22 protein-coding genes are annotated in these 26,734 nt (G+C 69.9%); 5 read left to right on the top strand and 17 right to left on the bottom strand.

The features are described from left to right. Positions 1-179: 179 nt before the first annotated feature. On the bottom strand, positions 180-1,016 hold the full coding sequence (locus ACZ4RZ_RS29730) for a helix-turn-helix transcriptional regulator (protein ID WP_467749157.1): 837 nt from the start codon (positions 1,014-1,016) through the stop codon (positions 180-182). A gap of 101 nt (positions 1,017-1,117) precedes the next feature. Here ACZ4RZ_RS29730 and ACZ4RZ_RS29725 point away from each other — a divergent pair, with 101 nt between their 5' ends. Together ACZ4RZ_RS29725 and ACZ4RZ_RS29720 are read left to right on the top strand one after the other, a co-directional pair. After that, positions 1,118-2,794, top strand: coding sequence for an AMP-binding protein (locus ACZ4RZ_RS29725; protein ID WP_467749155.1), 1,677 nt, complete (start codon positions 1,118-1,120; stop codon positions 2,792-2,794). Beyond that, positions 2,791-4,404: an AMP-binding protein gene (locus tag ACZ4RZ_RS29720; RefSeq protein ID WP_467749153.1), complete on the top strand. Its 1,614-nt coding sequence runs from the start codon at positions 2,791-2,793 to the stop codon at positions 4,402-4,404. The genes ACZ4RZ_RS29725 and ACZ4RZ_RS29720 overlap by 4 nt, the downstream gene beginning before the upstream one ends. Here ACZ4RZ_RS29720 and ACZ4RZ_RS29715 read toward each other — a convergent pair. After that, positions 4,401-4,946, bottom strand: coding sequence for a GNAT family N-acetyltransferase (locus tag ACZ4RZ_RS29715; protein ID WP_467749151.1), 546 nt, complete (start codon positions 4,944-4,946; stop codon positions 4,401-4,403). The genes ACZ4RZ_RS29720 and ACZ4RZ_RS29715 overlap by 4 nt on opposite strands. A 19-nt stretch (positions 4,947-4,965) precedes the next feature. After that, positions 4,966-5,928 carry a hypothetical protein gene (locus ACZ4RZ_RS29710; protein WP_467749150.1) on the bottom strand — a complete coding sequence of 321 codons (963 nt, stop codon included), beginning with the start codon at positions 5,926-5,928 and terminating at the stop codon, positions 4,966-4,968. Between the two features lie 259 nt (positions 5,929-6,187). On the opposite strand from ACZ4RZ_RS29710, the gene gcl reads away from it, so the two are divergent. After that, positions 6,188-7,963 (top strand): glyoxylate carboligase, encoded by a 1,776-nt coding sequence (gene gcl / locus ACZ4RZ_RS29705; protein WP_467749407.1) that lies wholly within the window; start codon positions 6,188-6,190, stop codon positions 7,961-7,963. A 112-nt stretch (positions 7,964-8,075) separates the two neighbouring features. Next, positions 8,076-8,945, top strand: a complete 870-nt coding sequence (locus ACZ4RZ_RS29700; protein ID WP_467749148.1) for an alpha/beta fold hydrolase — start codon at positions 8,076-8,078, stop codon at positions 8,943-8,945. On the opposite strand, the gene ACZ4RZ_RS29695 is transcribed toward ACZ4RZ_RS29700, so the two are convergent. From ACZ4RZ_RS29695 to ACZ4RZ_RS29630, 14 genes are all read right to left on the bottom strand, one after another. Further along, positions 8,902-9,486 carry a TIGR04222 domain-containing membrane protein gene (locus ACZ4RZ_RS29695; RefSeq protein ID WP_467749146.1) on the bottom strand — a complete coding sequence of 195 codons (585 nt, stop codon included), beginning with the start codon at positions 9,484-9,486 and terminating at the stop codon, positions 8,902-8,904. The genes ACZ4RZ_RS29700 and ACZ4RZ_RS29695 overlap by 44 nt on opposite strands. A 202-nt stretch (positions 9,487-9,688) precedes the next feature. Continuing rightward, a complete protein-coding gene (locus ACZ4RZ_RS29690) occupies positions 9,689-9,919 on the bottom strand; it encodes a hypothetical protein (RefSeq protein WP_467749144.1) in 231 nt (76 codons plus the stop codon). A 460-nt stretch (positions 9,920-10,379) separates the two neighbouring features. After that, complete coding sequence (locus ACZ4RZ_RS29685) at positions 10,380-11,837, bottom strand: catalase (RefSeq protein ID WP_467749142.1); 1,458 nt, start codon at positions 11,835-11,837, stop codon at positions 10,380-10,382. A 196-nt stretch (positions 11,838-12,033) separates the two neighbouring features. Continuing rightward, positions 12,034-12,927, bottom strand: a complete 894-nt coding sequence (locus ACZ4RZ_RS29680) for a 2-hydroxy-3-oxopropionate reductase (RefSeq protein WP_467749140.1) — start codon at positions 12,925-12,927, stop codon at positions 12,034-12,036. 44 nt (positions 12,928-12,971) lie between these two features. After that, complete coding sequence (locus ACZ4RZ_RS29675) at positions 12,972-13,811, bottom strand: TIM barrel protein (protein ID WP_467749139.1); 840 nt, start codon at positions 13,809-13,811, stop codon at positions 12,972-12,974. A 276-nt stretch (positions 13,812-14,087) separates the two neighbouring features. Beyond that, complete coding sequence (locus ACZ4RZ_RS29670; RefSeq protein ID WP_467749137.1) at positions 14,088-15,374, bottom strand: MFS transporter; 1,287 nt, start codon at positions 15,372-15,374, stop codon at positions 14,088-14,090. After that, positions 15,371-16,309, bottom strand: a complete 939-nt coding sequence (locus tag ACZ4RZ_RS29665) for an alpha/beta hydrolase (RefSeq protein ID WP_467749135.1) — start codon at positions 16,307-16,309, stop codon at positions 15,371-15,373. The genes ACZ4RZ_RS29670 and ACZ4RZ_RS29665 overlap by 4 nt, the downstream gene beginning before the upstream one ends. Positions 16,310-16,312: 3 nt before the next feature. Then, on the bottom strand, positions 16,313-18,085 hold the full coding sequence (locus ACZ4RZ_RS29660; RefSeq protein ID WP_467749405.1) for an acetyl/propionyl/methylcrotonyl-CoA carboxylase subunit alpha: 1,773 nt from the start codon (positions 18,083-18,085) through the stop codon (positions 16,313-16,315). A gap of 51 nt (positions 18,086-18,136) precedes the next feature. Beyond that, entirely contained in the window at positions 18,137-19,828 is a 1,692-nt protein-coding gene (locus ACZ4RZ_RS29655; protein ID WP_467749133.1) for an acyl-CoA carboxylase subunit beta, read from the bottom strand. A 118-nt stretch (positions 19,829-19,946) separates the two neighbouring features. Continuing rightward, on the bottom strand, positions 19,947-20,891 hold the full coding sequence (locus ACZ4RZ_RS29650; RefSeq protein WP_467749131.1) for an aromatase/cyclase: 945 nt from the start codon (positions 20,889-20,891) through the stop codon (positions 19,947-19,949). Between the two features lie 60 nt (positions 20,892-20,951). Further along, positions 20,952-21,737 (bottom strand): SDR family NAD(P)-dependent oxidoreductase, encoded by a 786-nt coding sequence (locus tag ACZ4RZ_RS29645; protein WP_467749129.1) that lies wholly within the window; start codon positions 21,735-21,737, stop codon positions 20,952-20,954. A gap of 91 nt (positions 21,738-21,828) precedes the next feature. Continuing rightward, positions 21,829-22,092, bottom strand: a complete 264-nt coding sequence (locus ACZ4RZ_RS29640) for an acyl carrier protein (RefSeq protein ID WP_467749127.1) — start codon at positions 22,090-22,092, stop codon at positions 21,829-21,831. Positions 22,093-22,195: 103 nt separating this feature from the next. Next, complete coding sequence (locus ACZ4RZ_RS29635) at positions 22,196-23,419, bottom strand: ketosynthase chain-length factor (protein ID WP_467749125.1); 1,224 nt, start codon at positions 23,417-23,419, stop codon at positions 22,196-22,198. Next, positions 23,416-24,750, bottom strand: a complete 1,335-nt coding sequence (locus ACZ4RZ_RS29630; protein ID WP_467749123.1) for a beta-ketoacyl-[acyl-carrier-protein] synthase family protein — start codon at positions 24,748-24,750, stop codon at positions 23,416-23,418. The genes ACZ4RZ_RS29635 and ACZ4RZ_RS29630 overlap by 4 nt, the downstream gene beginning before the upstream one ends. A gap of 328 nt (positions 24,751-25,078) precedes the next feature. Here ACZ4RZ_RS29630 and ACZ4RZ_RS29625 point away from each other — a divergent pair, with 328 nt between their 5' ends. Further along, complete coding sequence (locus tag ACZ4RZ_RS29625) at positions 25,079-26,701, top strand: alpha/beta hydrolase (protein WP_467749121.1); 1,623 nt, start codon at positions 25,079-25,081, stop codon at positions 26,699-26,701. The last annotated feature ends 33 nt before the right edge of the window (positions 26,702-26,734 follow it).

Here is a 26,734-nt window from a genome sequence, read left to right as displayed (position 1 = left end):
GTCGTGTCCGGGCCAATATTAGGCAATGTCTCTTTGAATTTCGGACTGTCGGGGTGGTGAGGGAAATAACAGGTCGTGCGCATAAGGTATTTCAAGGCGCGCCGTATTGAATGGGAAAACGCCAGAGGGGCGCGGAGCGGCCAGGGCGAGGGGCGCGAAGCGCCGAAGGCTCGCGAGCCCTACGGCAACAACCCAGCCCGCCGCGCAGCGACAACCGCCTCCAACCGGGTGTGCGCCCCGAGCTTCCGCATCGCCGACCGCAGGTACCCCTTCACCGTCTCCGGACGCAGTCCCAGCCGCTGCGCGGCGCCCGCGTTGGTCGCCCCCGCTGCGACACAGGCGAGGACGTCTATCTCGCGCGGCGCGAGATCGACGTGACGCGAGCCGAGCCCAGGCCCCGCCTCGGCGAGCCGCCCGCACACCGAGAGGAGTTCGGCCCGCAACTCCGGGTCGACGATGCGCGGCGCCAGCGCCCGCAGCGCCCCGTGCGCCTCGCGCACCTCCTCCCACGCGGCACCCCCCGCCACCGGGTCGGGCTCCCGCGCGGTGGTCAGCAGGTGCCGCGCCTCGTCCCGCACGACCAGCGCCTGCTCCACGTCCCGGGCCGCCGCGACGGCCGCGCCGAGCGTGCGGTCACCCAGCGGCTGGGCCGTCCGCAGGGCGCCGTACAACACCCCGCGCACCCGGCGGCGTACGACAACGGGCACGGCCAGCACGGAACACAGCCCCTCGGTGGCGACCGCCACGTCGTACTCGTGGCTGATCTGCCGTGAGGCCGAGTAGTCGGTCACGGCGCACGGCCGGGCGAGGGCCACGGCCTTGCCGCCGAGACCATTGCCCGAGGACACCGCGAGCGCGCTGAGCGCGGCCGTCGCCGTACCGCTGAGTTCGCTGATGCGTACCTGCTGGCGGCCGGCCTCGACCAGGCCTCCGAAAGCGACGGGCAGCCCCGTCGCGCGACGCAGCCTTACCAGCGCGCCACGCATCTCCACCGCCTCGGCTGCGTCTGCTGCCACCTGATCGCCCCTTCATCGCGGCGCACCCCCGTTCGGGGGTGGTGAGACCTGCATCACGGAATACACGATGGTATGCGGCTGTCCGGCGACGAGGAGGACACATGACGACGACGAGCGCGACGGACGAGTTCCGGGCCGCGCGGGACTTCCTGTTGGAGCACCGCGAGGACTACACGGCCGCCTACGAGGGCTTCGGCTGGCCCCGCCCGCAGTACTTCAACTGGGCACTCGACTGGTTCGACGCCATCGCGCGGGGCAACGACCGTACCGCCCTGTACATCGTCGAGGAGGACGGCGAGCGCACCGAGGTCACCTTCGCCGAGATGTCCGGGCGCTCGAACCAGGTGGCCAACTGGCTGCGCGCGCAGGGCGTGGGCGCCGAGGACCGCATTCTCGTGATGCTCGGCAACCAGGTCGAGCTGTGGGAGACGGCCCTCGCCGCGATGAAGCTGCGCGCCGTCGTCATCCCGGCCACCCCGCTGCTCGGCGCCGCCGACCTGCGCGACCGCGTCGAGCGCGGCCGCGTCCGGCATGTCGTCGTCCGGTCCGAGGACGCGGAGAAGTTCGACGAGGTGCCGGGCGGCTACACCCGGATCGCGGTCGGCGGTGCGCGGCCCGAATGGCGGTCGTACGAGGAGACGTACGCCGCCGACGAGCCCTTCGAGCCCGACGGTCCCACCCAGTCGGACGACCCGCTGATGCTCTACTTCACCTCGGGCACCACGGCCCACCCCAAACTGGTCGAGCACACGCATGTCTCGTATCCGATCGGCCATCTGGCGACCATGTACTGGATCGGGCTCAAGCCCGGTGACGTGCACCTGAACATCTCCTCGCCCGGCTGGGCCAAGCACGCCTGGTCCAACCTCTTCGCGCCCTGGAACGCGGAGGCCACCGTCTTCATCCACAACTACACGCGCTTCGACGCGGGCCGGCTGATGGCGGAGATGGACCGGGCGGGCGTGACGACGTTCTGCGCCCCGCCCACCGTATGGCGCATGCTCATCCAGGCCGATCTGACGCAGCTGCGGACGCCGCCGCGCGAGGCCGTGGCCGCGGGGGAGCCGCTCAACCCCGAGGTCATCGAGCAGGTGCGGCGCGCCTGGGGCGTCACCATCCGGGACGGCTTCGGGCAGACCGAGACGGCCGTGCAGGTCTCCAACAGCCCGGGGCAGCAGCTCAAGACGGGTTCCATGGGGCGGCCCAGCCCCGGCTTCCACGTCGAACTGCTCGACCCGGTGTCCGGCGCGCCCGGCGCGGACGAGGGCGAGATCTCGCTCGACCTCTCGACGCACCCCGTGGGCCTGATGACCGGCTACCACGGCGACGCCGACCGTACGGCGGAGGCGATGGCGGGCGGCTACTACCGCACCGGCGACATCGGCTCGCGCGACGCCGACGGCTACATCACGTACGTGGGCCGCGCCGACGACGTGTTCAAGGCCAGCGACTACAAGATCTCGCCCTTCGAGCTGGAGAGCGCGCTGCTGGAGCACGAGGCCGTCGCGGAAGCCGCCGTGGTCCCGGCCCCCGACGCACTGCGGCTCGCGGTGCCGAAGGCGTACATCGTCCTCGCGGAGGGTTACGAGCCGGGGCCCGACACCGCCAAGGTGCTCTTCGAGCACTCCCGCACGGTCCTCGCGCCGTACAAGCGCGTTCGCCGTCTGGAGTTCGGCGCACTCCCCAAAACTGTGTCCGGCAAGATCCGCCGGATCGAGCTGCGCGAGGCCACGGCCGCCGGCTCGGACGCGGAGTACCGCGAGGAGGACTTCCGGTGACCGAACTGTCGTACGCCCATGGCACGAGCACGACATCGCTCCTCGGCGACACGATCGGAGCCAATCTGGACCGGGCGATCATCGCCTACCCCGAGCGTGACGCGCTGGTGGACATGGACTCCGGACGGCGTTGGACGTACGCAGAGTTCGGGGCCGCGGTGGACGAGGTGGCGCGCGGGCTGCTCGCCAAGGGCGTGCTGAAGGGCGACCGCGTCGGCATCTGGGCGATCAACTGCCCCGAGTGGGTGCTCGTCCAGTACGCGACCGCCCGGATCGGCGCGATCATGGTGAACATCAACCCCGCCTATCGCGCACACGAGTTGGAGTACGTGCTGCGGCAGGCGGGGATCTCGGTCCTGATCGCCTCACAGGAGCACAAGAGCAGCGACTACCGGGCCCTGGTCAACCAGGTCCGCGAGAAGTGCCCGGAACTGCGGGACACGGTGTACATCGGCGACCCGTCGTGGGACGCCCTGACGGCGGGCGCCGCGTCCGTCGACGCTCGGCAACTGTCCGTGGCCGCAGCCGAGTTGAGCTGCGACGACCCGGTCAACATCCAGTACACCTCGGGCACCACGGGCTTTCCCAAGGGGGCCACGCTCTCCCACCACAACATCCTCAACAACGGCTACTGGGTGGGCCGCACGGTCGGCTACACCGAGCAGGACCGGGTCTGCCTGCCGGTGCCCTTCTACCACTGCTTCGGCATGGTCATGGGCAACCTCGGCGCCACCTCGCACGGCGCGTGCATCGTGATCCCCGCCCCGTCCTTCGACCCCGCGGCCACCCTGAAGGCCGTCCAGCAGGAGCGCTGTACGTCGCTGTACGGCGTCCCCACCATGTTCATCGCGGAGTTGAACCTCCCCGACTTCGCGACGTACGACCTGTCCTCCCTGCGCACCGGCATCATGGCGGGCTCGCCCTGCCCGGTCGAGGTGATGAAGCGGGTGGTCGCCGAGATGCACATGGAGGAGGTGTCCATCTGCTACGGCATGACCGAGACCTCACCCGTGTCCTTGCAGACCCGGAGGGAAGACGACCTCGAACACCGCACCGGCACCGTCGGCCGGGTGCTCCCGCACATCGAGGTGAAGGTCGTCGACCCGGTGGACGGCGTGACCCAGCCGCGCGGCACCGCCGGTGAGCTGTGCACCCGCGGCTACAGCGTGATGCTCGGCTACTGGAACGAGCCCGAGAAGACCGCCGAGGCCATCGACCCCGGCCGCTGGATGCACACCGGCGACCTGGCCATGATGCGCGAGGACGGCTACGTCGAGATCGTCGGGCGCATCAAGGACATGATCATCCGGGGCGGCGAGAACATCTACCCGCGCGAGATCGAGGAGTTCCTGTACGCCCATCCGAAGATCGCGGATGTCCAGGTGGTCGGCGTACCCCACGAGCGCTACGGCGAGGAGGTGCTCGCCTGCGTCATCCCGCGTGACCCGGCCGACCCGCTGACGCTGGAGGAGCTGCGGGCCTTCTGCGAGGGACAGCTGGCGCACTACAAGATCCCCAGCCGGCTGCGGATCCTGGAGTCCTTTCCGATGACGGTCTCGGGCAAGGTGCGGAAGATCGAGTTGAGGGAGACGTACGCGGACAGGTCCTAGGGCGGACCAGGGTCGCAGGACAGGCCCCACGCCCCGCGTAGGGCTCTGCGCATGCAGACGCGTGGCCACCGGTCGAGGCCGTGCCCGGCCTCCGCGGCGCGGATCGTCCGCAGGCCGGGGGTGAGTTCGGCTTCCTCCAGGACGCGGAACCCGATGCGGAGGTAGTACGGAGCGTTCCACGGGACCTCCGCGAAGGTGGTCAGCGTGAGACCGGTCAGGCCCTCCTCTCGTGCGCGGTCGGCGGCGTACGCGAGGAGAGTGCGGCCCACGCCCCGGCGCGCGGCGTCCGGGTGGACCGAGATCTGTTCGATGTGGAGCGCGCCGTCCACCGGCTCGGCGATCAGGTAGGCCCGAGGGCGGTCCTCCTCGTCCACCGTGACCCAGGCGCGGCCCGCTCGCCGGTAGCCGTCCAGCAGGTCCAGGGCGGGCGGTTCGTCGTCGGCGATGTCGGCCATGCCCAGTTCCCGGAAGGGGCCGCCCGCGGCGCGTTCGATGTCCTGCAGGGCGGGCAGCTCGTCGGGGGCCGTGCGGCGGATGCGCATGCGTCGATTGTGCCGGTGGTCAGCCCGCGGTGGCGATGAGTTCGTCGGCCGGGCGGTTCACCGGTTGCGGGGTGCCCGTGAGGTCGAGGACGAAGAGCGGCACGCCGAGGGTGTCGGCCCGGAGACGGGCGTCGTCCGCGTAGCCCGCGAGGGAGAAGTACACGCACCCCGCCGACTCCGTCATGGCCGTCAGCCACAGGCACTCCACGTCGCGGAGCGTGGCCGGGCGGACCGTGGGGTCCACCTGAGCGAGGATGCCGCGGGCGACGAGCCCGATCCCGGACGGTGGCCGCTGGTCCGCCCGCCGGATGTCCCGGTAACCGAGCCAGCGCAGATACAGCGCGGCCGCCGTGACCGCGTCCCGTGCGGTACGGATGGTGACCGGCTGGAACGCCGGGCGGGGTGCGGACGAGGGGGCGTGCGGCGAGCGCTGCGGTGACCTGCTTCTGCTCCGGTCCCGGTAGTCCCTCTCCCTTTCCCCCGCTGCCTCCCTCTCCCTGTCCTGCTCCCTGTCCTGCTCCGTATCCTGTGGCGATCCGTCCGCGTCGTGCGTCTCGGCGTCGCTCGTGTGCGGGCGGGCGTCCGGGGCGGTTCGCGCGCGGGACTCCCTGGTCCCGTCGGGGTGCGCGTCGGCGGCCGTGCCCGGCGCAAGCTCCACGCGCTGCGCCCGCCGTACGCGTCGTACCTCTCGTACCGGAATCCGCAGCGTCGCCCCGCAGGAGCACCCCAGCTCGGGGTGGGGCCACTGGCTGTCGCGGCCGCAGGCCTCGCAGCGGACCGCGACCCAGTCCTCGTCCCAGACACGGTGGGTGACGGGTGCCGGATTCGCGAGGCGGTCGAGCGTAGGCGTCACGGGCGCGCCGCACACGCACGGATACGACGGCGCCGCATAGAGATGCTCGCGGCGGCAGGCCGGACACCGCACCGGCACGCTCTCGGCCATGGCCCACTCCAGGACGTCACATCGGGACAGCGTGTCCATCGTCCTCCAGCGAGGGGCCCTCCGGCAGGGAAACGGTTCGACAGCCACCGTCGGGTCCAGTGCCGAGTCCACTCTTGACGGCTTTCGGCGAGCCGCTTACATTGCTTCCAGATAGTAGAAGTTAGTTTCCGCAATACGGAATCCCGGCCCCTCGGGGGTCAGGGAAGCCGCTGCGGACCGCAACGGAATCAACAGCTCTCCGCGGGGCGCGACGGGAGCGCGAATCCGACAGCCGAAGCAGGAGTACTCCATGGCTCGTATGACCGCTGCCCGCGCGGCAGTCGAGATCCTCAAGCGCGAGGGCGTCAGCAACGCGTTCGGCGTCCCGGGCGCGGCGATCAACCCCTTCTACGCGGCGCTCAAGGCGTCCGGCGGGATCAACCACACCCTCGCCCGACATGTCGAGGGTGCCTCGCACATGGCGGAGGGCTACACCCGGACCCATCCGGGCAACATCGGTGTCTGCATCGGTACATCGGGTCCGGCCGGCACCGACATGATCACCGGCCTCTACTCCGCGATCGGCGACTCCATCCCGATCCTGTGCATCACGGGCCAGGCCCCGACCGCCGTGATCCACAAAGAGGACTTCCAGGCCGTCGACATCGCCTCGATCGCCAAGCCGGTCACGAAGATGGCCGTCACCGTGCTGGAGCCCGCCCAGGTTCCCGGCGTCTTCCAGCAGGCCTTCCACCTGATGCGCTCCGGCCGTCCGGGCCCGGTCCTCATCGACCTGCCCATCGACGTCCAGCTCGCCGAGATCGAGTTCGACCCGGAGACGTACGAGCCGCTCCAGGCCTACAGGCCCGCCGCGACCCGTGCCCAGGTCGAGAAGGCGATCACGCTCCTGAACGAGTCCGAGCGTCCGCTGATCGTCGCCGGCGGCGGCGTCATCAACGCCGACGCCTCCGAACTGCTCGTCGAATTCGCCGAGTTGACGGGCACTCCGGTCGTCCCGACCCTGATGGGCTGGGGCATCCTCCCCGACGACCACGAGCTGAACGCAGGCATGGTGGGCCTGCAGACCTCGCACCGCTACGGCAACGCGACCTTCCTGGACTCCGACTTCGTCCTCGGCATCGGCAACCGCTGGGCCAACCGCCACACCGGCAAGCTGGACGTCTACACGGCCGGACGGAAGTTCGTGCACGTCGACATCGAGCCCACCCAGATCGGCAAGATCTTCGCGCCCGACTACGGCATCGCCTCCGACGCCAAGGCCGCGCTGGAGCTGTTCGTCGAGGTCGCGCGCGAGCTCAAGGCCGCGGGCAAGCTGCCGGACCGCAGCGACTGGGCCGCCTCCGCGCAGGAGCGGAAGGCAACGCTCCAGCGCCGTACGCACTTCGACAACATCCCGATCAAGCCGCAGCGCGTCTACGAGGAGATGAACAAGGCCTTCGGCCCGGAGACCCGGTACGTCTCCACCATCGGCCTTTCGCAGATCGCCGGCGCCCAGATGCTGCACGTCTACCGGCCGCGCCACTGGATCAACTGCGGCCAGGCGGGCCCGCTCGGCTGGACGATCCCGGCCGCGCTCGGCGTCGCCAAGGCCGACCCGGAGACCCCGGTCGTCGCGCTCTCCGGTGACTACGACTTCCAGTTCATGATCGAGGAACTGGCCGTCGGCGCCCAGCACAAGATCCCGTACGTCCATGTCCTGGTGAACAACGCCTACTTGGGCCTGATCCGTCAGGCGCAGATCGGTCTGGACATCAACTTCCAGGTCAACCTGGAGTTCGAGAACATCAACTCCCCTGAGCTGGGCGTCTACGGCGTCGACCACATCAAGGTCGTCGAGGGACTCGGCTGCAAGGCGATCCGGGTCACCGACCCCGGCGAGCTGGGCGCGGCCTTCGAGCAGGCCAAGAAGCTCGCCGCCGAGTACCAGGTCCCGGTCGTCGTCGAGGCGATCCTGGAGCGTGTCACGAACATCGCGATGAGCAAGACGAACGACATCAGCAACGTCGTGGAGTTCGAGGAGATCGCGACCGAGCCGGGCCACGCCCCGACCTCGATCAAGACGCTGAAGGTCTGATCCACCTCTCAGCCTTCTGACACTCCTGTCAGGCAGGGGCGGCCCAGTCCGGGGGGATGGGCCGTCCTTTCGCGTTGTTCACAGGCATCAGCGGGTCCGGCATGCTCGCCCCATGCGGATGACCGTCCCCACCCCTCTCGGCGACATCGCCGTACGCTGCCACGGCGCTCCCGGCGCCCCCGCGCTGCTGCTCCTGCACGCCAACCCCGGGGACGGTCGTGACTACGACGCCGTCCTGCCCGCCCTCGCGGACCGCCACCGTACGTTCGTGGCCGACTGGCCCGGCTACGGGGACTCCACGGCCTCCGAGCCCCAACTGGTCACCCCTGAACGGCTTGTGACGGCCGCGGAGCAGGTCCTCGACGCGCTCGTCGAGGAGGAGGGCGTCCGCGAGATCTCAGTCCTCGGCAACAGCGTCGGCGGCTACGTCGCCTGTCGCCTCGCCGAGGGACGGCACGCGCGGTCGATCACGGCGCTCGTCCTGGTCGACCCGGCCGGCTTCACCCGGCACACCGCCCTCACCAGCTGGTTCTGCCGCGAGGTGATGGGCCGGCCCGCGCGCGCCCGCCGGCTCGTCGTCCCGCTGGCCCGCGTGTACCTGCGCCGACTCGGCACACCGAGCGCTCGGGCGACGTACGAGAGAACCCGCCAACTGCCCAGAAACGCACGGCGATTGGCCGTACACTGCGCCATCTGGCGCGGCTTCGCGGACCCGGACTTCGGTCTGGCGGACCCCGCCGTCCTGGACGTGCCGATCCTGCTGCTGTGGGGGAGACGCGACCCGGTCGTCCCCGCGTTCCTGGACGGCCGCCGCGCCCAACGCGCCCTGCCCGTCCGGACGTTGAGCGTGCTGCTGCCCACGGCCCACGAGCCGTACAACGAACGCCCGGACCTCTTCCTGCGCCACACCCTGCCGTTCCTCAAGGACCCGCGGGCGGTCAGTGCGGTCCGCCTCCGCCCCAGCCGGCCCCGTCGTCGGTGAAACCGATGCCGCCCCCGCCGCCCCAGGACTGTCCGTGCTCCGCGACGCCGCCGCGTCCGATGAGGCCCGCGGCCTCAGCGAAACGCGGGGCCAGCACGGTCAGGGCGGCATCGCCGTACAGCGCGACCGCGAGCAGGAGGTCGTCCGTCGACAGGCCCTCCCGTCCGGCGGGCAGCGGGAGCCCGGCGCGCAGCGCCTTGAGGGCGCGCCGGGCGGTGCGGGTCCGGTGGGGAGGGAGACGACGCAGCAGCCCGGCCGCGGCGGCCTCGGCCCGCAGTTCCGCGAGCGTGCGCCGCACCCGGGGCCGTTCCAGCAACTCCCGCATTCCCGCCGGGCGGTAGAGGGAGGCGTGCACCGCTTTCTCCAGCGGAAGGCCCGCCCCCGCGGACGCCCCCGACGTCCGCATCGTGCCCGGCCGTCCGGCGCCGACGGCGCCCCGCAGATGCAGGGCGAGCACGGCGACCGTCACCGCGGCGCGCGGCCCGCCACGCAGCAGCGCGACGGTCTTGGGCTCAAGCCCGACCGCCGCGCTCCTGACCATGGTGCTCCCCCGTACCCCCGTTCGGAGCCCGCCGCCCCCGTGTCGGCGGGCCCCGTGTGCCGAGAATCTGCCTCATCCGGGGGGAGTTGAAGCCCCTGGGGCCGTGTTCAGAGGTTGATTTGAGGGTTCCGTAGGGCGTCTACGTCCGGTTGCGTACACCCGGAGTCCGGTTGTGTGCGCCCGGCGCGCGCGGCGTGCGCCCTCACTGCGCGGGGTGTTCCGACAGCCCGGGCCAGTCGTCGGGCCCGCCGCCCTGCCAGTCGATGATGTCGCTCTCCTCGACCTCGATCTCGTCGAGGTCGACATCGGCCTGGCGCAGGATCTCGACGACGTCGTCGAGGTGATACGCGATACCGAGCGTCTCGTCCCCCGCGGTCACCCGCCGCGACCCGTCCAGAGCCGGGGTGTGCACGACGATGCTGGGATAGTCCATGTCCTCAGGTTCCTGCGGGGCGACCCGATCCGCACCCGGAGCACACGGCGGAGCGCCGGGCACACGACCCGATCCGCACCTGGAGCACACGGCGGAGCGCCGGGCACACGACCCGATCCGCACCTGGAGCACACGGCGGAGCGCCGGGTACGGGACCGTCCGTACCCGGCGCTCTGGGCCGGTGACCTGTGAAGTTGTTGCCGTCCGACGGTGCGAGGCTGGGCGCGACAGGACATTCGCGCCGCCGGACGGAGTCCGTGGGCCACACCTCAGGGGTGTGGCTGGGACCGCGGCGGATGCGATGGAACCGGGGTCTCCGTCCCTCAGGTCGAGAAGGAGATCCCGAGACCTTCACCACCGCACTGGCTCGCACGCCGCCGCGGTCCCGGTCCTGCCCGGACAGCCGATGGACCACCCCTCATCCGGGTCCAACGCCTTCGCGGGCGCCTTGAGTTGAGGCTCAGTCCTCGCGCAGGGCGCGGACCGCCTCCTCCACACGCCTGCCGTACTCCGGGTCGGCGGCGTGGAAGTGGGCGAGGTTCTTCTCGATCACGTCGTCGCGGGAGACCTGTGAGAGGCCGCCGGCGATGTTGGCGATCAGCCGGGACTGCTCCTCGGCCGACATCAGGCGGTACAGCTCACCCGCCTGGAAGAAGTGGTCGTCCTTGGTGTGCAGGGGAGCCTCGTGCGTGCCCGTGTGGCCGGCGACCGCGAGCGGCGCGGACAGCGGGCGGCCGGTCTCGGTCGGGCCGTCGTAGGAGTTGGGCTCGTAGTTCTTGGCGTGGCGGCCCTGGCCGTTGGAGGCCATGAAGCCGTCGCGGCCGTAGTTGTTCGCGACCGTCGCCCTGGGGGCGTTCACCGCGAGCTGGGTGTGGTTGACGCCCAGGCGGTAGCGGTGCGCGTCCGCGTAGGCGAACAGGCGGCCCTGGAGCATCTTGTCGGGGGAGGGGCCGATGCCCGGAACGAAGTTGTTCGGGGAGAAGGCGGCCTGCTCGACCTCGGCGAAGACGTTGTCGGGGTTGCGGTCCAGGACCAGGCGGCCCACACGCTGCAGGGGGTAGTCCTTGTGCGGCCACACCTTGGTGAGGTCGAAGGGGTTGAAGCGGTAGTCGGCCGCCTCCGCCGCCGGCATGATCTGCACGTACAGCGTCCAGGACGGGTTCACGCCCCGCTCGATGGCCTGCAGCAGGTCGGTCTGGTGCGAGTTCGCGTCCTTGCCCGCGATCTCCTGCGCCTGCTCGGTGGAGAGGCTGCGGATGCCCTGGTTCGTCTTGAAGTGGTACTTGACGAAGAAGGCCTCACCGTCGGCGTTCGTCCACTGGTAGGTGTGCGAGCCGTAGCCGTTCATGTGGCGGTAGGAGGCCGGGATGCCGCGGTCGCCCATCAGCCAGGTGATCTGGTGCGTCGCCTCGGGGGCGTGCGCCCAGAAGTCCCAGACGTTGTCCGGCTCCTGCTTGCCCGTGAACGGGTCGCGCTTCTGGGAGTGGATGAAGTCGGGGAACTTGATCGGGTCCTTGATGAAGAAGACCGGCGTGTTGTTGCCGACGAGGTCGTAGTTGCCGTCTTCGGTGTAGAACTTCAGTGCGAAGCCGCGGGGGTCACGCACCGCGTCCGCGCCGCCGAGGTTGTCGGCCACCGTGGAGAAGCGCAGGAAGACCTCGGTGCGCTTGCCGACGGTGTTCAGGAAGTCGGCGTACGTGAAGCCGGTGACGTCGTCCGTGACCTCGAAGTAGCCGTACGCGCCGGAGCCGCGGGCGTGCACCACGCGCTCCGGGATGCGCTCGCGGTTGAACCGGGCGAGCTTCTCCAGGAGGTGCTGGTCCTGGAGGAGGAGCGGGCCACCGACGCCGGCGGTGGCGGAGTTCTGGTTGTCGGCGACCGGGGCGCCGGACTCGGTCGTAAGCACGCGCTTCGACATCGTGGACCTTCCGTACGAGGGGGCAGCGGGGTCAGCGGAAACCTTCTTCCGCTTCGTGGACCTCTTCCGCTTCGTGGAGCCTAGGTTGGGGGCGATCTGAACGTCAACAGTTTGTTGAAGATGGTTCCGGGCGACGCCGTCGCCTGGGCGCGACAGGACAGGTGTCAGCGGCGGCGCCGCCCGGAGGTATCGAGGGTCAGACCTGCGCGCCGGAGAGGCGCTCGACCGCGCGCAGCAGCGCGGAGTGGTCCAGGCCGCCGTCGCCCTGCGCACGCAGGCTGGCGACGAGCTGGGCCACCACGGCGCCGACCGGCAGCGCGGCACCGACATTGCGGGCGGCGTCGGTGACGATGCCCATGTCCTTGTGGTGCAGGTCGATGCGGAAGCCCGGCTTGAAGTCGCGGTTGAGGAAGTTGTCCTTCTTGCGGGTCAGCACGGTGGAGCCCGCGAGGCCACCGTTGAGGACGTCGAGCGCGGCCTTCAGGTCCACGCCGGACTTCTCCAGGAAGACCACGGCCTCGGCGCACGCCTGGATGTTCACGGCGACGATCAGCTGGTTGGCCGCCTTCACGGTCTGGCCCGAGCCGTGCGGACCGCACAGCACGATGGTCTTGCCGAGCGCCTCGAAGATCGGCTCGGCCTCGTCGAAGTCGGCCTGCTCGCCACCCACCATGATGGACAGCACGGCCTCGATGGCGCCGGCCTCGCCGCCGGACACCGGGGCGTCCAGGACCCGGATGCCCTTGTCCTTGGCCGCCTTCGCCAGGTCCACGGAGGTCTGCGGGGTGATCGACGACATGTCGATCAGCAGCGCGCCGGACGTCGCGTTCTCCAGGATGCCGTCGGGGCCGTACGCGATGGCCTCGACCTGTGGGGAGGCGGGCACCATCGTGACCACCACGTCGGCGTCGCGCACGGCCTCGGCGATCGAACCGGCCGCCGTACCGCCCGCGGCGGCCAGGCGCTCCAGCTTGTCCTGCTCCAGCGTGAAGCCGGTGACGTTGTACCCGGCCTTGATCAGGTTCTCCGACATGGGGGAGCCCATGATTCCGAGACCGATCCACGCCACCTTGGGGAGGTTGTTGCTCATGAGGGTGCCTCTCTGACTTCTCTGCTACGTCTGTGGGATGCCGCTCAGCGGGCGGCTCGGGCCTCGGCGGGCAGCCAGTCGAAGGCCTCCGCGCTCGGGCGGTCGCCCGGCTTGTACTCCAGGCCGACCCAGCCCTCGTACCCGGCCTTCTTCAGCTGGTCGAGGAGGTCCGCCAGCGGGAGCGCGCCGGTGCCCGGGGCGCCACGGCCGGGGTTGTCGGCGATCTGCACGTGGCCGGTCTTCGACGCGTACTGCTCGATCACCGACGGCAGGTCCTCGCCGTTCATGGACAGGTGGTAGAGGTCCATGAGGAACTTGGCGTTGCCGAGACCGGTCGCCTCGTTGATCTTGTCGACCACACCGACGCCGGCCGGAGCGGTCACCAGCGGGTAGCGCGGGGACTCCGGCTGGTTGAGGGTCTCGATCAGCAGGATCGCGCCGATCCGGTCGGCCGCCCGGGCCGCGAGGACCAGGTTCTCCAGTGCGAGCGCGTCCTGCTCGGCCGGGTCCACGCCTTCGACCCGGTTGCCGTACAGGGCGTTGAGGGCCTTGCAGCCGAGCGACTGGGCGAAGTCCGCCGCCACGTCGATGTTGGCGCGGAACTTCTCCGACTCCGCGCCGGGGATCGACAGCGCGCCCCGGTCCGGCCCCGGCAGCTGCCCGGCGTAGAAGTTCAGGCCCGTCAGCTGGACGCCCGCGTCCTCGATCGCCTTTTTCACGGCGTCGAGCTCGGACTGCTCGGGGGTGGGGGAGTCGACCCAGGGCCACCACAGCTCGACCGCCGTGAAGCCCGCCGCGGCGGCTGCCGCGGGGCGCTCCAGGAGCGGGAGTTCCGTGAAGAGGATCGACAGGTTGACGTTGAAGCGCTGGTCTGCGAATCCCATGTGGGTCGGCGCTCCCTTCCGTTGTCGAGATTCCGTATTACGGAAGTTCGTTTCTGCTTAATGGAAGATTGCCGTCGGGTGTCAGTGCTTGTCAAGAGGGGGCTGCCGGAAATCGGCACCGCGCAGTCGGTTGAGCGCGTGCGAGGGAGGGTGAGGCCCGGCGCATGGCCATGACCTGCGCGATCGCTGGCGCACGCGGTCTGGCCTGCGCAAACTGCTCTCGCTGGTTCTCGCGGCACTGCCACCTGACGTGGTCCCGCAGGGCGGAGCGGCCTGTCACGCTGGACGTTCTGCGGCCTCTTGCCCCACGATGCCGCCCGGTTCGACCCGCTGCCGGCCGGGGTTCGCGTCACGAGTGTCGCGCCGTCCGGCGCAGATCGTCAGCGCGGCGAGGGCCGCTGCCAGAGAAGCGAGGCCGCCGAGGCAGAGGCCGGAGCGGGCGCCCAGATGGTCGGCGAGCCGGCCGATGAGCAGTGCGCCGACGGGCGTGGAGCCCTGGGAGATCAGGGTGTAGAGGGCCATCACGCGGCCGCGGTACGCCGGATCGGTGCCGAGTTGGATCCGGTGGTTGGCGGCCTGGGCGAAATGGATGGCCGCTGCGCCGGTGACGGCGAGCAGCACGATGGCCCACGCGAAGGTGGGTGCGAGGCCGGACAGGGTCGTCGACGCGCCGAATGCGATGGCGGCACCGAGGACGACGTTCATCGAAGGCCGTCCCCGACGGACGGCGGTGGCGAATGCTCCGACCAGCGATCCCGCGGCGAACGCCGCGGTGAGCAGCCCGAAGGCGGTGGGACCGGCGTCGAACACCGTCTTCGCGAACAACGGGAGCGTCAGCTGGAAGTTGAACCCGAACGTGCAGACCGCGGCGACGAGCACCATCGGCAGCATGAGATCCCGCGTGGATCTGATGTATCGCAGTCCGTCGACAACACTGCCCTTCGTCCTCTCCTTTTCGCCGCGGTGCAGTTCGGCCGGTCGCATCATGAGCAGGGCCACCACGGTCCCCAGATAGCTCAAGGCGTTGAGGAGAATCACCGGGCCGGTGCCCAGCCAAGTGATGAGCGCGCCCGCGAGCGCCGGGCCCGCCGTGCGCGCGATGTTGAAATACGCCGCACTCAGCGCCGATGCGTTGGGCAGTAGCTCGGCGCCGACCATCTCACTCACGAAGGACATGCGAGTCGGCACTTCGACCGCGTTGACGACACCGAGAGCGAGCGCGAACAACGCGATGTGCCAGAGCTGTACCGACCCGGTGCGGACCAGCGTGCCGAACATCAGCGCCAGCAGCCCCGACACCACATTGGCCAGGATCAGGAGCTTGCGCTTGTCGTGCCGGTCGGCCAGCCGCCCTCCGAGGAGCGTGAGCAGCAGTGGCGCGAACTGCAGGGCAGTCACCGCTCCCAGCGCGGTTCCGGAATTCCCGGTCAGAGAGAGAACCAGCCAGTCCTGCGCGACGAACATGATCCAGGTACCGGCGACGGAGATCAGCTGGCCAGTGGCGAAGAGCCTGAAATTGCGAATGGAAAGGGACTGGAACGTCTTCCTTACTGCGTGTATCACCGGGAATCAGTCATCTCGCGCCGTGCGAGGCATTCCTCGAAGAAGCCGAACGCCCGCAGATGATAGGAACGGGCGGCCCATCCAAGACTTATGTTGTGCCCCGCGTCCGGATGGCGGTCGACCCTGACGCGAGTCCCGGCCAGCATGCCGGTCAGTTCGGCAACCGCGTTCTGGTCGTGCTGCCACCATCGTTCGTGCTCGGCGAAGGTGAACCTGACCGGCGCGCGAATACGGCGGGCGAAATCGGGGAGAACATCCGGCCAGGTCGGTACCTCGCGCCGCTCCCACGGCGGCGTGGGAGCCACCACGGATCGACTGCTCAGGAAGGTGTTCGGTGGATAGAGCCCGAATGCTCCCCAGCTGAAGCGCCAGGCTGCGCGACTGTGGGGTTCAGGCAACTGGTGTGGTTCTACGGCGTATCGGTGGCCGCATCCGGAAACATCCAGGCCGATCAGACCGGCGTCCACGTCGTCGGCTGCCGCGGTCAGCGCGAGCTTGCCCCCGAAGGAATGGGCCAGCAGAAAGAACCCGGCCCCGACCTCGTGTCGGTGAGCGAACTCGGCCAGCGCGGCGTGCAGCGTCACGGACTGCTCGGCGAGGGGCTGTCCATGGGGGAGCTGGGTGGCGGAGTGGCCGTAGCCGGGTCGGTCGAGGGACAGGACGGTGAAGCCGAGCCGGGCACCCAGGGTGAGCAGGGAGAGGTCGGGGTGGGCCTGCCCGTCGAAGTAACCGGCGCTCATGCCGCTGCCGTGCACGGCGATGACGGTGGCGCGCGGGCTGCTGTGCTGGGGCTCGCTGAGCAGGCAGGACAGGGTGATGCCGGCGGCGTTCAGGGCGATGCGGCGGACGCCCGGGGAAAGGGGGTGGGGTCGGCTCGGCTTCGCCCTGGCCGTGGTCTCTGCCTGGGGTCGGAGGCTGGGCTTGATGACGGTCATGCCTCAGTCCTTGATCTCGCAGATCGCGGCGCCGGAGGTGACGGAGGCGCCGACCTCCGCGCTCAGGCCCTTGATGGTGCCGGAGCGGTGGGCGTTGAGCGGCTGTTCCATCTTCATGGCTTCCAGGACGACGACCAGGTCGCCCTCCTTGACCTCCTGGCCCTCTTCGACGGCGACCTTGACGATGGTGCCCTGCATCGGGGAGGCGAGGGTGTCGCCGGAGGCGACCGGGCCGGACTTCTTGGCGGCGCGGCGCTTGGGCTTGGCGCCGGCGGCCAGGCCGGTGCGGGCCAGCGACATGCCCAGCGAGGACGGCAGGGAGACCTCCAGGCGCTTGCCGCCGACCTCGACGACGACGGTCTCGCGGCCCGGCTCCTCCTCGGCCTCGACGTCGGCCGGGGCGGCGAAGGCGGGGATCTCGTTGACGAACTCGGTCTCGATCCAGCGGGTGTGGACCGTGAATGCCGCGTTCGAGCCGGTCAGTTCCGGGGCGAACGCCGGGTCCTTGACGACCGCGCGGTGGAAGGGGATCGCGGTGGCCATGCCCTCGACCTGGAACTCGGCCAGTGCGCGGGCGGCGCGCTGCAGGGCCTGGGCGCGGGTGGCGCCGGTGACGATCAGTTTGGCCAGCAGCGAGTCCCAGGCCGGGCCGATGACGCTGCCGGACTCCACGCCCGCGTCCAGGCGCACGCCCGGGCCCGAGGGCGGGGCGAAGGCGGTGACCGTGCCGGGGGCGGGCAGGAAGTTGCGTCCCGGGTCCTCGCCGTTGATGCGGAACTCCAGGGAGTGGCCGCGCAGTTCGGGGTCGCCGTAGCCGAGTTCCTCGCCGTCGGCGATGCGGAACATCTCGCGGACCAGGTCGATGCCGGCGACCTCCTCGGTGACCGGGTGCTCCACCTGCAGGCGGGTGTTGACCTCCAGGAAGGAGATCGTGCCGTCCGCGCCGACCAGGAACTCCACGGTGCCCGCGCCGACGTAGCCGGCCTCCTTCAAGATCGCCTTGGAGGAGGAGTACAGCTGCTCCACCTGGGCGTCCGACAGGAACGGGGCGGGGGCCTCCTCGACCAGCTTCTGGTGGCGGCGCTGCAGGGAGCAGTCACGGGTGGACACGACGACCACGTTGCCGTGGGTGTCGGCCAGGCACTGCGTCTCCACGTGCCGGGGCTTGTCCAGGTAGCGCTCCACGAAGCACTCGCCGCGGCCGAACGCGGCGACGGCCTCGCGGACCGCGGACTCGTACAGCTCGGGGACTTCTTCGAGGGTGCGGGCGACCTTCAGGCCGCGTCCGCCGCCGCCGAAGGCGGCCTTGATGGCGATCGGCAGGCCGTGCTCCTGGGCGAAGGCGACGACCTCCTCGGCGCCCGAGACCGGGTCGGGGGTGCCCGCCACCAGCGGGGCGCCCGCGCGCTGCGCGATGTGCCGGGCGGCGACCTTGTCACCGAGGTCGCGGATGGCCTGCGGCGGCGGGCCGATCCAGATCAGGCCGGCGTCCAGCACGGCCTGGGCGAAGTCGGCGTTCTCCGAAAGGAAGCCGTAGCCGGGATGGATCGCGTCCGCCCCGGAGTCCTTGGCGGCCTGCAGCACCTTGGCGATGTCCAGGTAACTGGTGGCCGGAGTGTCACCGCCCAATGCGAACGCTTCGTCCGCCGCACGGACATGCGACGCGTCCCGGTCCGGTTCCGCATATACGGCAACGCTCGCGATCCCGGCATCCCGGCACGCCCGGGCCACGCGGACAGCGATTTCGCCACGGTTGGCGATGAGCACCTTGCGCACGATGGCTGCCTTCCCTCTCACGAGTACGGTGGTCCGGGCTGCCTCCCTTCGTCACAGCGGAGGGTTTCCGTGCTTGCGGGACGGCAGGTCGGAGTGTTTGTTCCGGAGCATCGCGAAGGAGCGGATCAGCGCAGACCGGGTGTCGCCCGGATCGATCACGTCGTCCACCAGGCCCCGCTCGGCCGCGTAATAGGGGTGCATCAGCTCCGACTTGTACTCCTTGATCTTCTGCTGCCGTACCGCCTCGGGATCGGCGGCGGCCGCGATGTCACGACGGAAGACGACGTTGGCGGCGCCCTCCGCGCCCATCACCGCGATCTCGTTCGTCGGCCAGGCGAGGGACAGGTCGCTGCCGATGGAGCGGGAGTCCATGACGATGTACGCGCCGCCGTAGGCCTTGCGCAGGATCAGTTGCACGCGCGGCACGGTCGCGTTGCAGTACGCGTACAGCAGCTTGGCGCCGTGCCGGATGATTCCGTCGTGCTCCTGGCCCACTCCGGGCAGAAAGCCCGGCACGTCCACGAGTGTCGCCAACGGGATGTTGAAGGCGTCGCACATCTGGACGAAGCGTGCGGCCTTCTCGGATGCCTCGATGTCCAGGACACCCGCGAGAGAGGCGGGCTGGTTGGCCACGATCCCCACCACATGACCGTCGAGCCGGGCCAGAGCGCAGACGATGTTCGTCGCCCAGGCGGGGTGCACCTCGAAGAACTCCGCCTCGTCGACGATCTCCTCGATGACCGTACGCATGTCGTAGGCCCGGCCCGGGTCGTGGGGGACCAGGTCCACCAGTGCTTCGGTACGCCGGTCGGCCGGGTCGTGGCACTCCACGGCGGGTGGGAGTTCACGGTTGTTGGCGGGAAGGAGCGAGAGGAGGAAGCGCACGTCTTCCAGGCAGACTTCCTCGTCGTCGTAGGCGAAGTGCACAACGCCGGAAGTGGTGGCGTGCACATCGGCGCCTCCCAGGCCGTTCTGGGAGATTTCCTCGCCGGTCACGGCCTTGACCACGTCCGGTCCTGTGATGAACATCTGTGAGGTGCCGCGCACCATGAAGACGAAGTCGGTCAGCGCGGGGGAGTAGGCGGCGCCGCCGGCGCACGGGCCGAGCATGACGCTGATCTGCGGTATCACCCCGGAAGCACGGGTGTTGCGCCGGAAGATGCCGCCGTAGCCGGCCAGTGCAGAGACGCCTTCCTGGATCCGGGCTCCGGCCCCGTCGTTCAGCGAGATCAGTGGAACACCCGCGGCAGCCGCCATGTCCATCAGCTTGTGGATCTTCTCGGCGTGCGCCTCGCCCAGCGCGCCGCCGAATATGCGGAAGTCGTGTGCGTAGACGAAGACAGTCCGGCCGTGGACGGTGCCCCAGCCGGTCACCACCCCGTCCGAGTACGGTCGCCGGCGTTCCAGGCCGAAGCCGGTGGCGCGGTGCCGGCGAAGTGCCTCGACCTCGGTGAACGACCCGTCGTCCAGCAGCAGTTCGATCCGCTCGTGGGCCGTGAGCTTGCCTTTGGCGTGCTGACGTTCCGTGGCGGCCGGGTCCGGTCCTCGGCGCGCCGTCTCCTTGATGTCGCCGAGCTCCGTAAGCCGCTCGTGCAGGGTCCGTTCGGCCGGGGGCCCTTCGTCCGAGTGCCGTGCGTCCGGGCGGTCGGAGGTGATTCGGAGGCTCGCCCCGGTCGTCTGCGCAGGGATGTCCGATGGGATGTCCGACGGGATGTCCGAGGTGGTCTGCTCAACGGTACGCATGGTGTTCCACTCCAAGGCTTTCGGCGACATCGACGGTCGGGGGAGGGTGCCCACTGCCGGGGCGGCACACGACGCACATGGCCGACGCCGACCGACGGCACCCTCCATGCGCACCTGCTCAGACCTGCGAAGGGGCGGTGTTGTGCTCGGCGAAGGCCTTGGCGTGCTCCAAGGTGATCCTGCTGTTGCCGCTGAGCGCGGTGCGGGCGAACTCCCGGGCGTCGGCGACCGTGGCACCCTCGCCGAGGATGCCCGCCACCGCCTCGGGGCGTATCGCCACGGTGTGCCGGGAGGTCACCGCGACTCCGCCTCGTACAGCGGATACGCGCCACTCACCGGTGTGCGCCGTCATCAGCGGCGGCACCACGACCTGCTTGTAGACGATGCGCTCATCGGCGAAGCAGACACGCACCGACTTGGTCGTGTGCATGGCGCCGTCGGCGGTGATGGTGTCCATCTCCATGACCTGTACGCCCGGTTCGTCTTCCTGGAGGTCCATGCGGGACACGTGCGGCAGCCGGTCCGGCCACTCCCGGGCTCGGTAGAGGAAGTCGTACACATCCGTCACCTCGCCGTCGACGACGATGCTGTCCTCGAAGGTCAGCCGCAGCTCCGCCCCGTCCGTCGCCTGCTCCGCGAGCGCCTTGAGGTTCGCGAGCTCGGAGCGGCTGTTGCGGTCGGTGACGTCGGCGATCCACGTAAGGGCGTCGGGGTCGTCGTCGATCGCGCGGTAGGTGTGCTCGAGCACCACCTCCGTTCCCCCGTCCGGAAGCGGCTCGAGGATCCATGCACCGGACATGGCCGCGACGGGAGGCTGGGACACCTCCTGCCGGAAGGTGATGCGAAGGCCCTCGGGGTCCAGTTCCCGCCGGGAGGTCCAGGTCTTGACCGTGTCCCCGGCGACGGCCCAGATCCGGATGCGCTCGGCCTCCGCGTCCCGTTCCAGCTGCTCCACATGGACGGTGGGAGGGAAGTTCACGGGCCACAGGGTGGTGTCGGCGAGGAGTCCGTACACGGCCTCGGGCGTTGCGGACACGGTGACTGCATGTCGCACATCGGTCATGGTTCGTACGTCCTTCGTGTCGGGCGTATCGGGAGGAGCGAGTCGAAGAGGGTGGCGGGGTCAGTAATTGCCCAGTCCGCCACACACGTTGAGGGCCTGTGCGGTGATGGAGGCCGCGAGATCCGAGAGCAGATAGCCGACCAGGCCGGCCACCTCCTGCGGGGTGGAGTAGCGGCCGAGCGGGATCTTGGTCTCGAACCGCTCCAGTACCGCCTGCTCGTCCGTATCCCAGATCCGCGCGTAGTTGGTGCGCACTTGCTGCGCCATGGGCGTTTCGACATAGCCCGGGCAGACGGCATTCACGGTGATGCCGGTCTTCGCCAGTTCCAGGCCCAGCGCCTTGGTGAACCCGACCACTCCGTGCTTGGACGCGGAGTAGGGCGCTCCGAGGACGACGCCCTGCTTGCCGCCCGTCGAGGCGATGTTGACGATGCGGCCGCGCTGCTTCTCGCGCATACCGCCCGTGGTGAGCACCTCCCGCGTCATCAGGAAGACACTGTTGAGGTTGGTGTCGATGACGTCGTACCAGGTGTCGTCCGCGAGGTCGGCGGTGACTCCGCCACCGCTGCGGCCGGCGTTGTTGACGAGCGCGTCGATCGTGCCGTACCGCCGCACCGCGGCCTCGACGAAGGCCCGCACCTCGTCGCGCGACCGGACGTCGCAGCGGACCCCGTCCACGTCCAGGCCGCGTTCGCGCAGATCCTTGACGGTGACGGTCAGGTCCTCCTCGTGGCGTGCGCAGAGGAACACCTTCGCTCCGTGTTCGGCCAGGCTCTCGGTGACGGCCAGACCGATTCCGCTGGTGCCGCCGGTGACGATCACCACGCCGGCGCTGTCGTTCGCCATGCTGTCTTCTCCTCGTATCCGTCTTGCGGGGGTGGGGCCTTGAAACGGGTACGGGCCTTCCGGCCGGGAGGGGGGCCGGAAGGCCCGTGGCTCACGTGTTCGCCGCGACCGGCTCGTTGACCAGGGCCAGGAAGAGCCGGGGCGTCTCGGCCTCACCGACGGTGTCCTCGGCGAGCTTGACGCCCAGTTCGCGCTCGACCCTGCTGGCGGCTTCGAGCAGCGCCAGCGAGTCGTAGCCGAGGTCGGTGAAGGTGGTGTCCAGGATGTCGCCGTCGAGGTCGATGCCCTCGTCCTCGCCGGCGCTCTCGCGAAGGATGCGGGTCAGGTCCGCCAGGGTCAGCTCATGTGCTGCCATGGATGATGTCCTCACTCTCGTATGCCTCTTGCCGTGCCGCCGCTGACACGGCGGATCCGTGCCGCCGCTGATACGGCGGATCAGTCGCTGTCGATGCGGCGGATCAGTTGCCGTCCGGAGCGCGCAGCACCATCGCCGCGTTGAAGCCGCCATGGCCGCGGGCGACCACCAGCGCGGTCCGTACGGGCATTTCGCGTGCGGCGTCCCGGACCAGGGCGATCGGGCAGTCCGCCGCCTGGTCCGGGACGTGGAGGGTCGGCGGGACGACGGCATCGCGCATGGCGAGCAGTGCCGCCGTCACATCGAGGGACGCGGCGCCCGAGTACAGGCGGCCGGTCATCGTCTTGGGCGCGGTGACCGGCACGGTGTACGGGCCGAACACGGCGGCCAGGGCCTCGGCCTCCGCCCGGTCGAGTGCGCGGACCCCGGCCGCGTCCGCGAAGACCACGTCGATGTCCGGTGGGGCCACCGCTGCGTCGGCCAGGGCCAGTTCGACGGCACGGCGCAGTCCGGGTTCGCGGCCGGAGCCGGGTGCGGGGTCGAAGGTCGCGCCGTACCCCGCGAGCGTGCCGTAGACGCGTGCGCCGCGGTCCCGGGCTCCGGTCTCGCTCTCCAGCACGAGAATCGCTCCGCCCTCACCCGGCACGTACCCGTCGGCCGAGAGGGCGAAGGGAGCGTAGGCGCGCTCTGGGTCGGTGGAGCGGCTGAGGCGTCCCGTGGTGATCTGCGAGACCAGGCCCCAGGGGCTCAGTGAGGCGTCCACGCCACCAGACATCACGAGGCTGGTGCCCTTGCGTATGTGCCGCCGTGCGTGGGCGAGCGCGTCGAGGCCGCCGGCCTGGTCGGTCACCAGTACGCCGCTGGGGCCGCGCATCCCGTGACGGATGGAGATCTGACCGGTGTTGACCGCGTAGAACCAGGCGAACGACTGGTAGGCGCTGACGTGTTCGGGGCCCTTGCTCCACAGTTTCTGCAGTTCGTGCTGGGCGAACTCGAAGCCCCCGGAGGCACTGGCGGTCACCACGCCCATGGTGAATTCCGGCACCGTCGCCGGGTCCACGGCGGCGTCGGCGAGGGCCCAGTCCGACGCGGCCAGGGCCATCTGTGTCATGCGGTCGGTCTGCGGGAGCATGCGGTTCGACAGGTGGTCGGCCGCGTTGAAGGTCAGCACCTCTCCGGCGAGCGGCGAGGGGTAGCCGCTCGGGTCGTAACGGGTGATGCGGTCGATGCCGCTGATGCCCTTGAGCGTCGCCGTCCAGAACTCCTCTGTGCCCAGGCCGTTCGGCGCGACCACGCCGAGCCCCGTCACCACGGCATTCCCGGTCATGCGGCGCTCCCTTCCGTGGGGCGCGTCAGCACCATGGCGCTCTGGAACCCGCCGAATCCACTGCCGACGGTGAGGGCCGTGTCCACGCGCTGTTCCCGGGCGACGAGCGGGACGTAGTCGAGATCGCACTCGGGATCGGGGGTATGCAGATTCGCGGTGGGAGGCACGACACCGTGTTCGATGGCCAGCGCACAGGCCGCGATCTCGATCGAGCCGATCGCTCCGAGCGAGTGCCCGATCATCGACTTGATGGAGCTCACCGGCACGCTGTACGCGTGCCGGCCGAGGCTGCGCTTGAAGGCGGCGGTCTCGTGGCGGTCGTTCTGCTTGGTGCCGGAGCCGTGCGCGTTGACGTAGGACACGTCCTCGGGGTTCGTCCGGGCCTCGCCCAGGGCGGTCTCGATGGCGACCGCCATCTCCCGGCCGTCCGGCCGCAGTCCGGTCATGTGGAAGGCGTTGCAGCGGGACGCGAAGCCGGCGATCTCCGCGTAGACATGGGCCCCGCGCCGTCGGGCGTGCTCGTACTCCTCCAGTACGAAGACCGCGGCCCCTTCGCCGAGCACGAAGCCGTTGCGGCTCCTGTCGAACGGCCGGGAGGCGTGCTCCGCCTCGTCGTTGCGCGGCGTGGTCGCCTTGATCGCGTCGAAACAGGCCACCGCGATCGGGGAGATCGGGGCGTCGGTCGCACCGGCGACCATGATGTCCACGCTGCCCTCGGCGATCAGATCGCGGGCGTAGCCGACCGAGTCGATGCCGGACGTGCAGCCGGCCGAGACGACGGCGGCCGGACCTTCGGCGCCGACGGCCCAGGCGACCTCGGCCGCGATACTGCTGGGCACGAAGTGCCCGTACAAATGCGGCACTCCGTAGGAGTTGTCGACCAGCCACTTGCGCCCGCTGTCGCTCAGGACGACGTACTCCTCCTCAAGCCCCATGGTGGCGCCTACCGCGCTGCCGATCGTCACGCCGATCTGTGCCGGGTCCGGCGTTCCGAAGTCGAGGCCGCTGTCCCGCACGGCCTCCCGGGCCCCGGCGACCGCGAACTGCGTCGCCCGGTCCATACGGCGGATCTCGCGGGGCGTCAGGCCCTGCTGCGCCGGGTCGAAGGTGCACTCGGCCGCCACCTGGGAGCGGTACGCGGCGGGGTCGAAGAAGGAGATGCGCCCGGTCGCGGTGCGCCCCGAAGTGATGAGATCCCAGAACGCCTTGGTGCCCGTGCCGCCGGGCGCGATGACGCCCACGCCGGTGATGACCACCCGGCGCGGGCCCGGGGGCGTGCCTCCCGGCCCGCCTGTGCGGCGGGCGTCCACAGATGAGTCCGTCGCTGACATGTGGGTTGCCTTTCGTGGCCAGGTCCCCGTCTCGGCCGCGCTCCGGGACGGTGCGCGGGGACGTGGGTCTGCTCGGTGGCCGCCGGCCTGACGACCGGTTCGGCGCACCGAGCAGACCGACGCCCCCTCAAGGACGGGTCAAGGACCGCTCAAGCGGTCCTCGGGCCGCACTCGTGCGGTCGTCCGACCTGGGTCGAGGCGCTCTTGAGTCGGCTTGTAGTCGTCCTTGAGCGAAGCCCGAGAGCGTTCACCTCGCCGCACCCCGGTTCCCGGAGCGGAACGGGACGCAACCACGAGACCGGCACCATCGACGCGATGTGAGGACTCCTTGAGTACGCACACGGCATCCGAAGTGAAGAACTCCGTCGTCAACACCGTGGTCATCGGTGTCCCGGCCGACCGCCTCTGGCGCTCGTGCACGGACATCGAGCGCTGGCCCAGCATCTTCCCCACCACCCGTGAGGTCCGCCGCACCGAAGTCGGCGCCAACGAGGTGGTGATGGACATGAGGGTCGTGAACGAGCTGGGTGAGAACAGCGTTCGTTCGCACCGGCGGTACCGCCCCGACCAGTTCCGTATCGACTTCCGGATGGTGACGCTGCCCCCGGCGATCGCCGCGATGGACGGCAGCTGGACCATCGAGCCGGCCGACGGCGCCGCACGTCTCGTCATCGTGCACACCTTCGTCCCGCGCCAGGACGACACGAAGAGCGCGTCCGACATCGCCGACGCGCTCTTCCGTACCACCGAGAACGTGCTCACCGCGCTCAAGGAGTGGCTCGAGGCAGACCGGGACATCGAGGTGGACGGCGCCGCGAGCGACAGTCTGCGCGACGCGTGGGGGCCCAGGAACGCCGGCAACGGGATCTCGGCGGCGACGTTCGAGAACTGTGAGCTGTTCTTCAGCCGGCTCGGCCTGGCCGGCCTCGACTGGGGCGACATCACCATGGTGCTCAAGGACCTGCGCAAGGAGAGCACTCACGAGGACTGGGCCGACTGGCACCGTCGGTGGTCCGCGCTCGGTGTGCACTACGAGGGACGCGCCGACGAGTCACTGGCGGCCGGCCATCTGGAGACCGCCCGCACCGCACAGCGCAAGGCCGCCGCCTGCCACCACTACGCGGAGTTCTTCTACTTCGACGACGCGGAGGCCAAGTGGGAGAGCCGGGACCGGGTCACCGAGGTGTTCGAGCGGGCCATCCCGTATCTGGACGAGGTGGTACACCCGCTGAACGTCACCAGCGACGGACTCGACGTACCCGGATATCTCATGCTGCCGCGCGGCGAAGGCCCGTGGCCGTGCGTGGTACTGGTCAACGGCCTCGACTCGGCAAAGGAGGTCGAACTCTACGCCTTCGCCCGCGAGTTCATCGCCCGTGACATGGGCGCGGTCGTCTTCGACGGGCCGGGGCAGGGCGTGCACATCGGCAGGACACCGATGAAGGTCGACTTCGAGCGGGTCGTCGCCGCCGTGATGGAGCACGTCGTGCGGCGGCCGGACGTGGACGCCGACCGGATGGGGATCTTCGGAGTGAGCTTCGGCGGCTATCTCGCCGCGCGCGCCGCCGCGACCGTCCCCGGCTTCCGGGCGTGCGTCAACCTCTCCGGAGGCTTCGATCACGACAGCTACCGCGACGTCAACGCGATGGTGAAGAAGGACTTCCGGTTCGTCTTCGACCAGGCCGACGACGCCGCGATGGACGAGCTCGCCCGTACGTCGCTGAACCTGCGCGACGTCCCGCCGCTGCGGATACCGCTGCTCGCCATCCACGGAGAACTCGACACGATCATTCCGATCGAGTCCTGCGAACGGATGCTGGACTGGGCCGCGGGCACGACCGAACTGATCCGCTATCCCGGCGAGCGCCATGTCGCGACGAACTACTTCGGCGACTTCATCCCGCGCTTCTGTGACTGGATGTCCGAGCAGCTCGGAGTCGTGGCGGACTGACCCCGTCCGGGCGCAGCGGGCCGGCCGCGTTGA

Source organism: Streptomyces sp. NPDC027189 (assembly GCF_055566975.1).
This window is presented reverse-complemented; position numbering and strand designations above follow the sequence as displayed.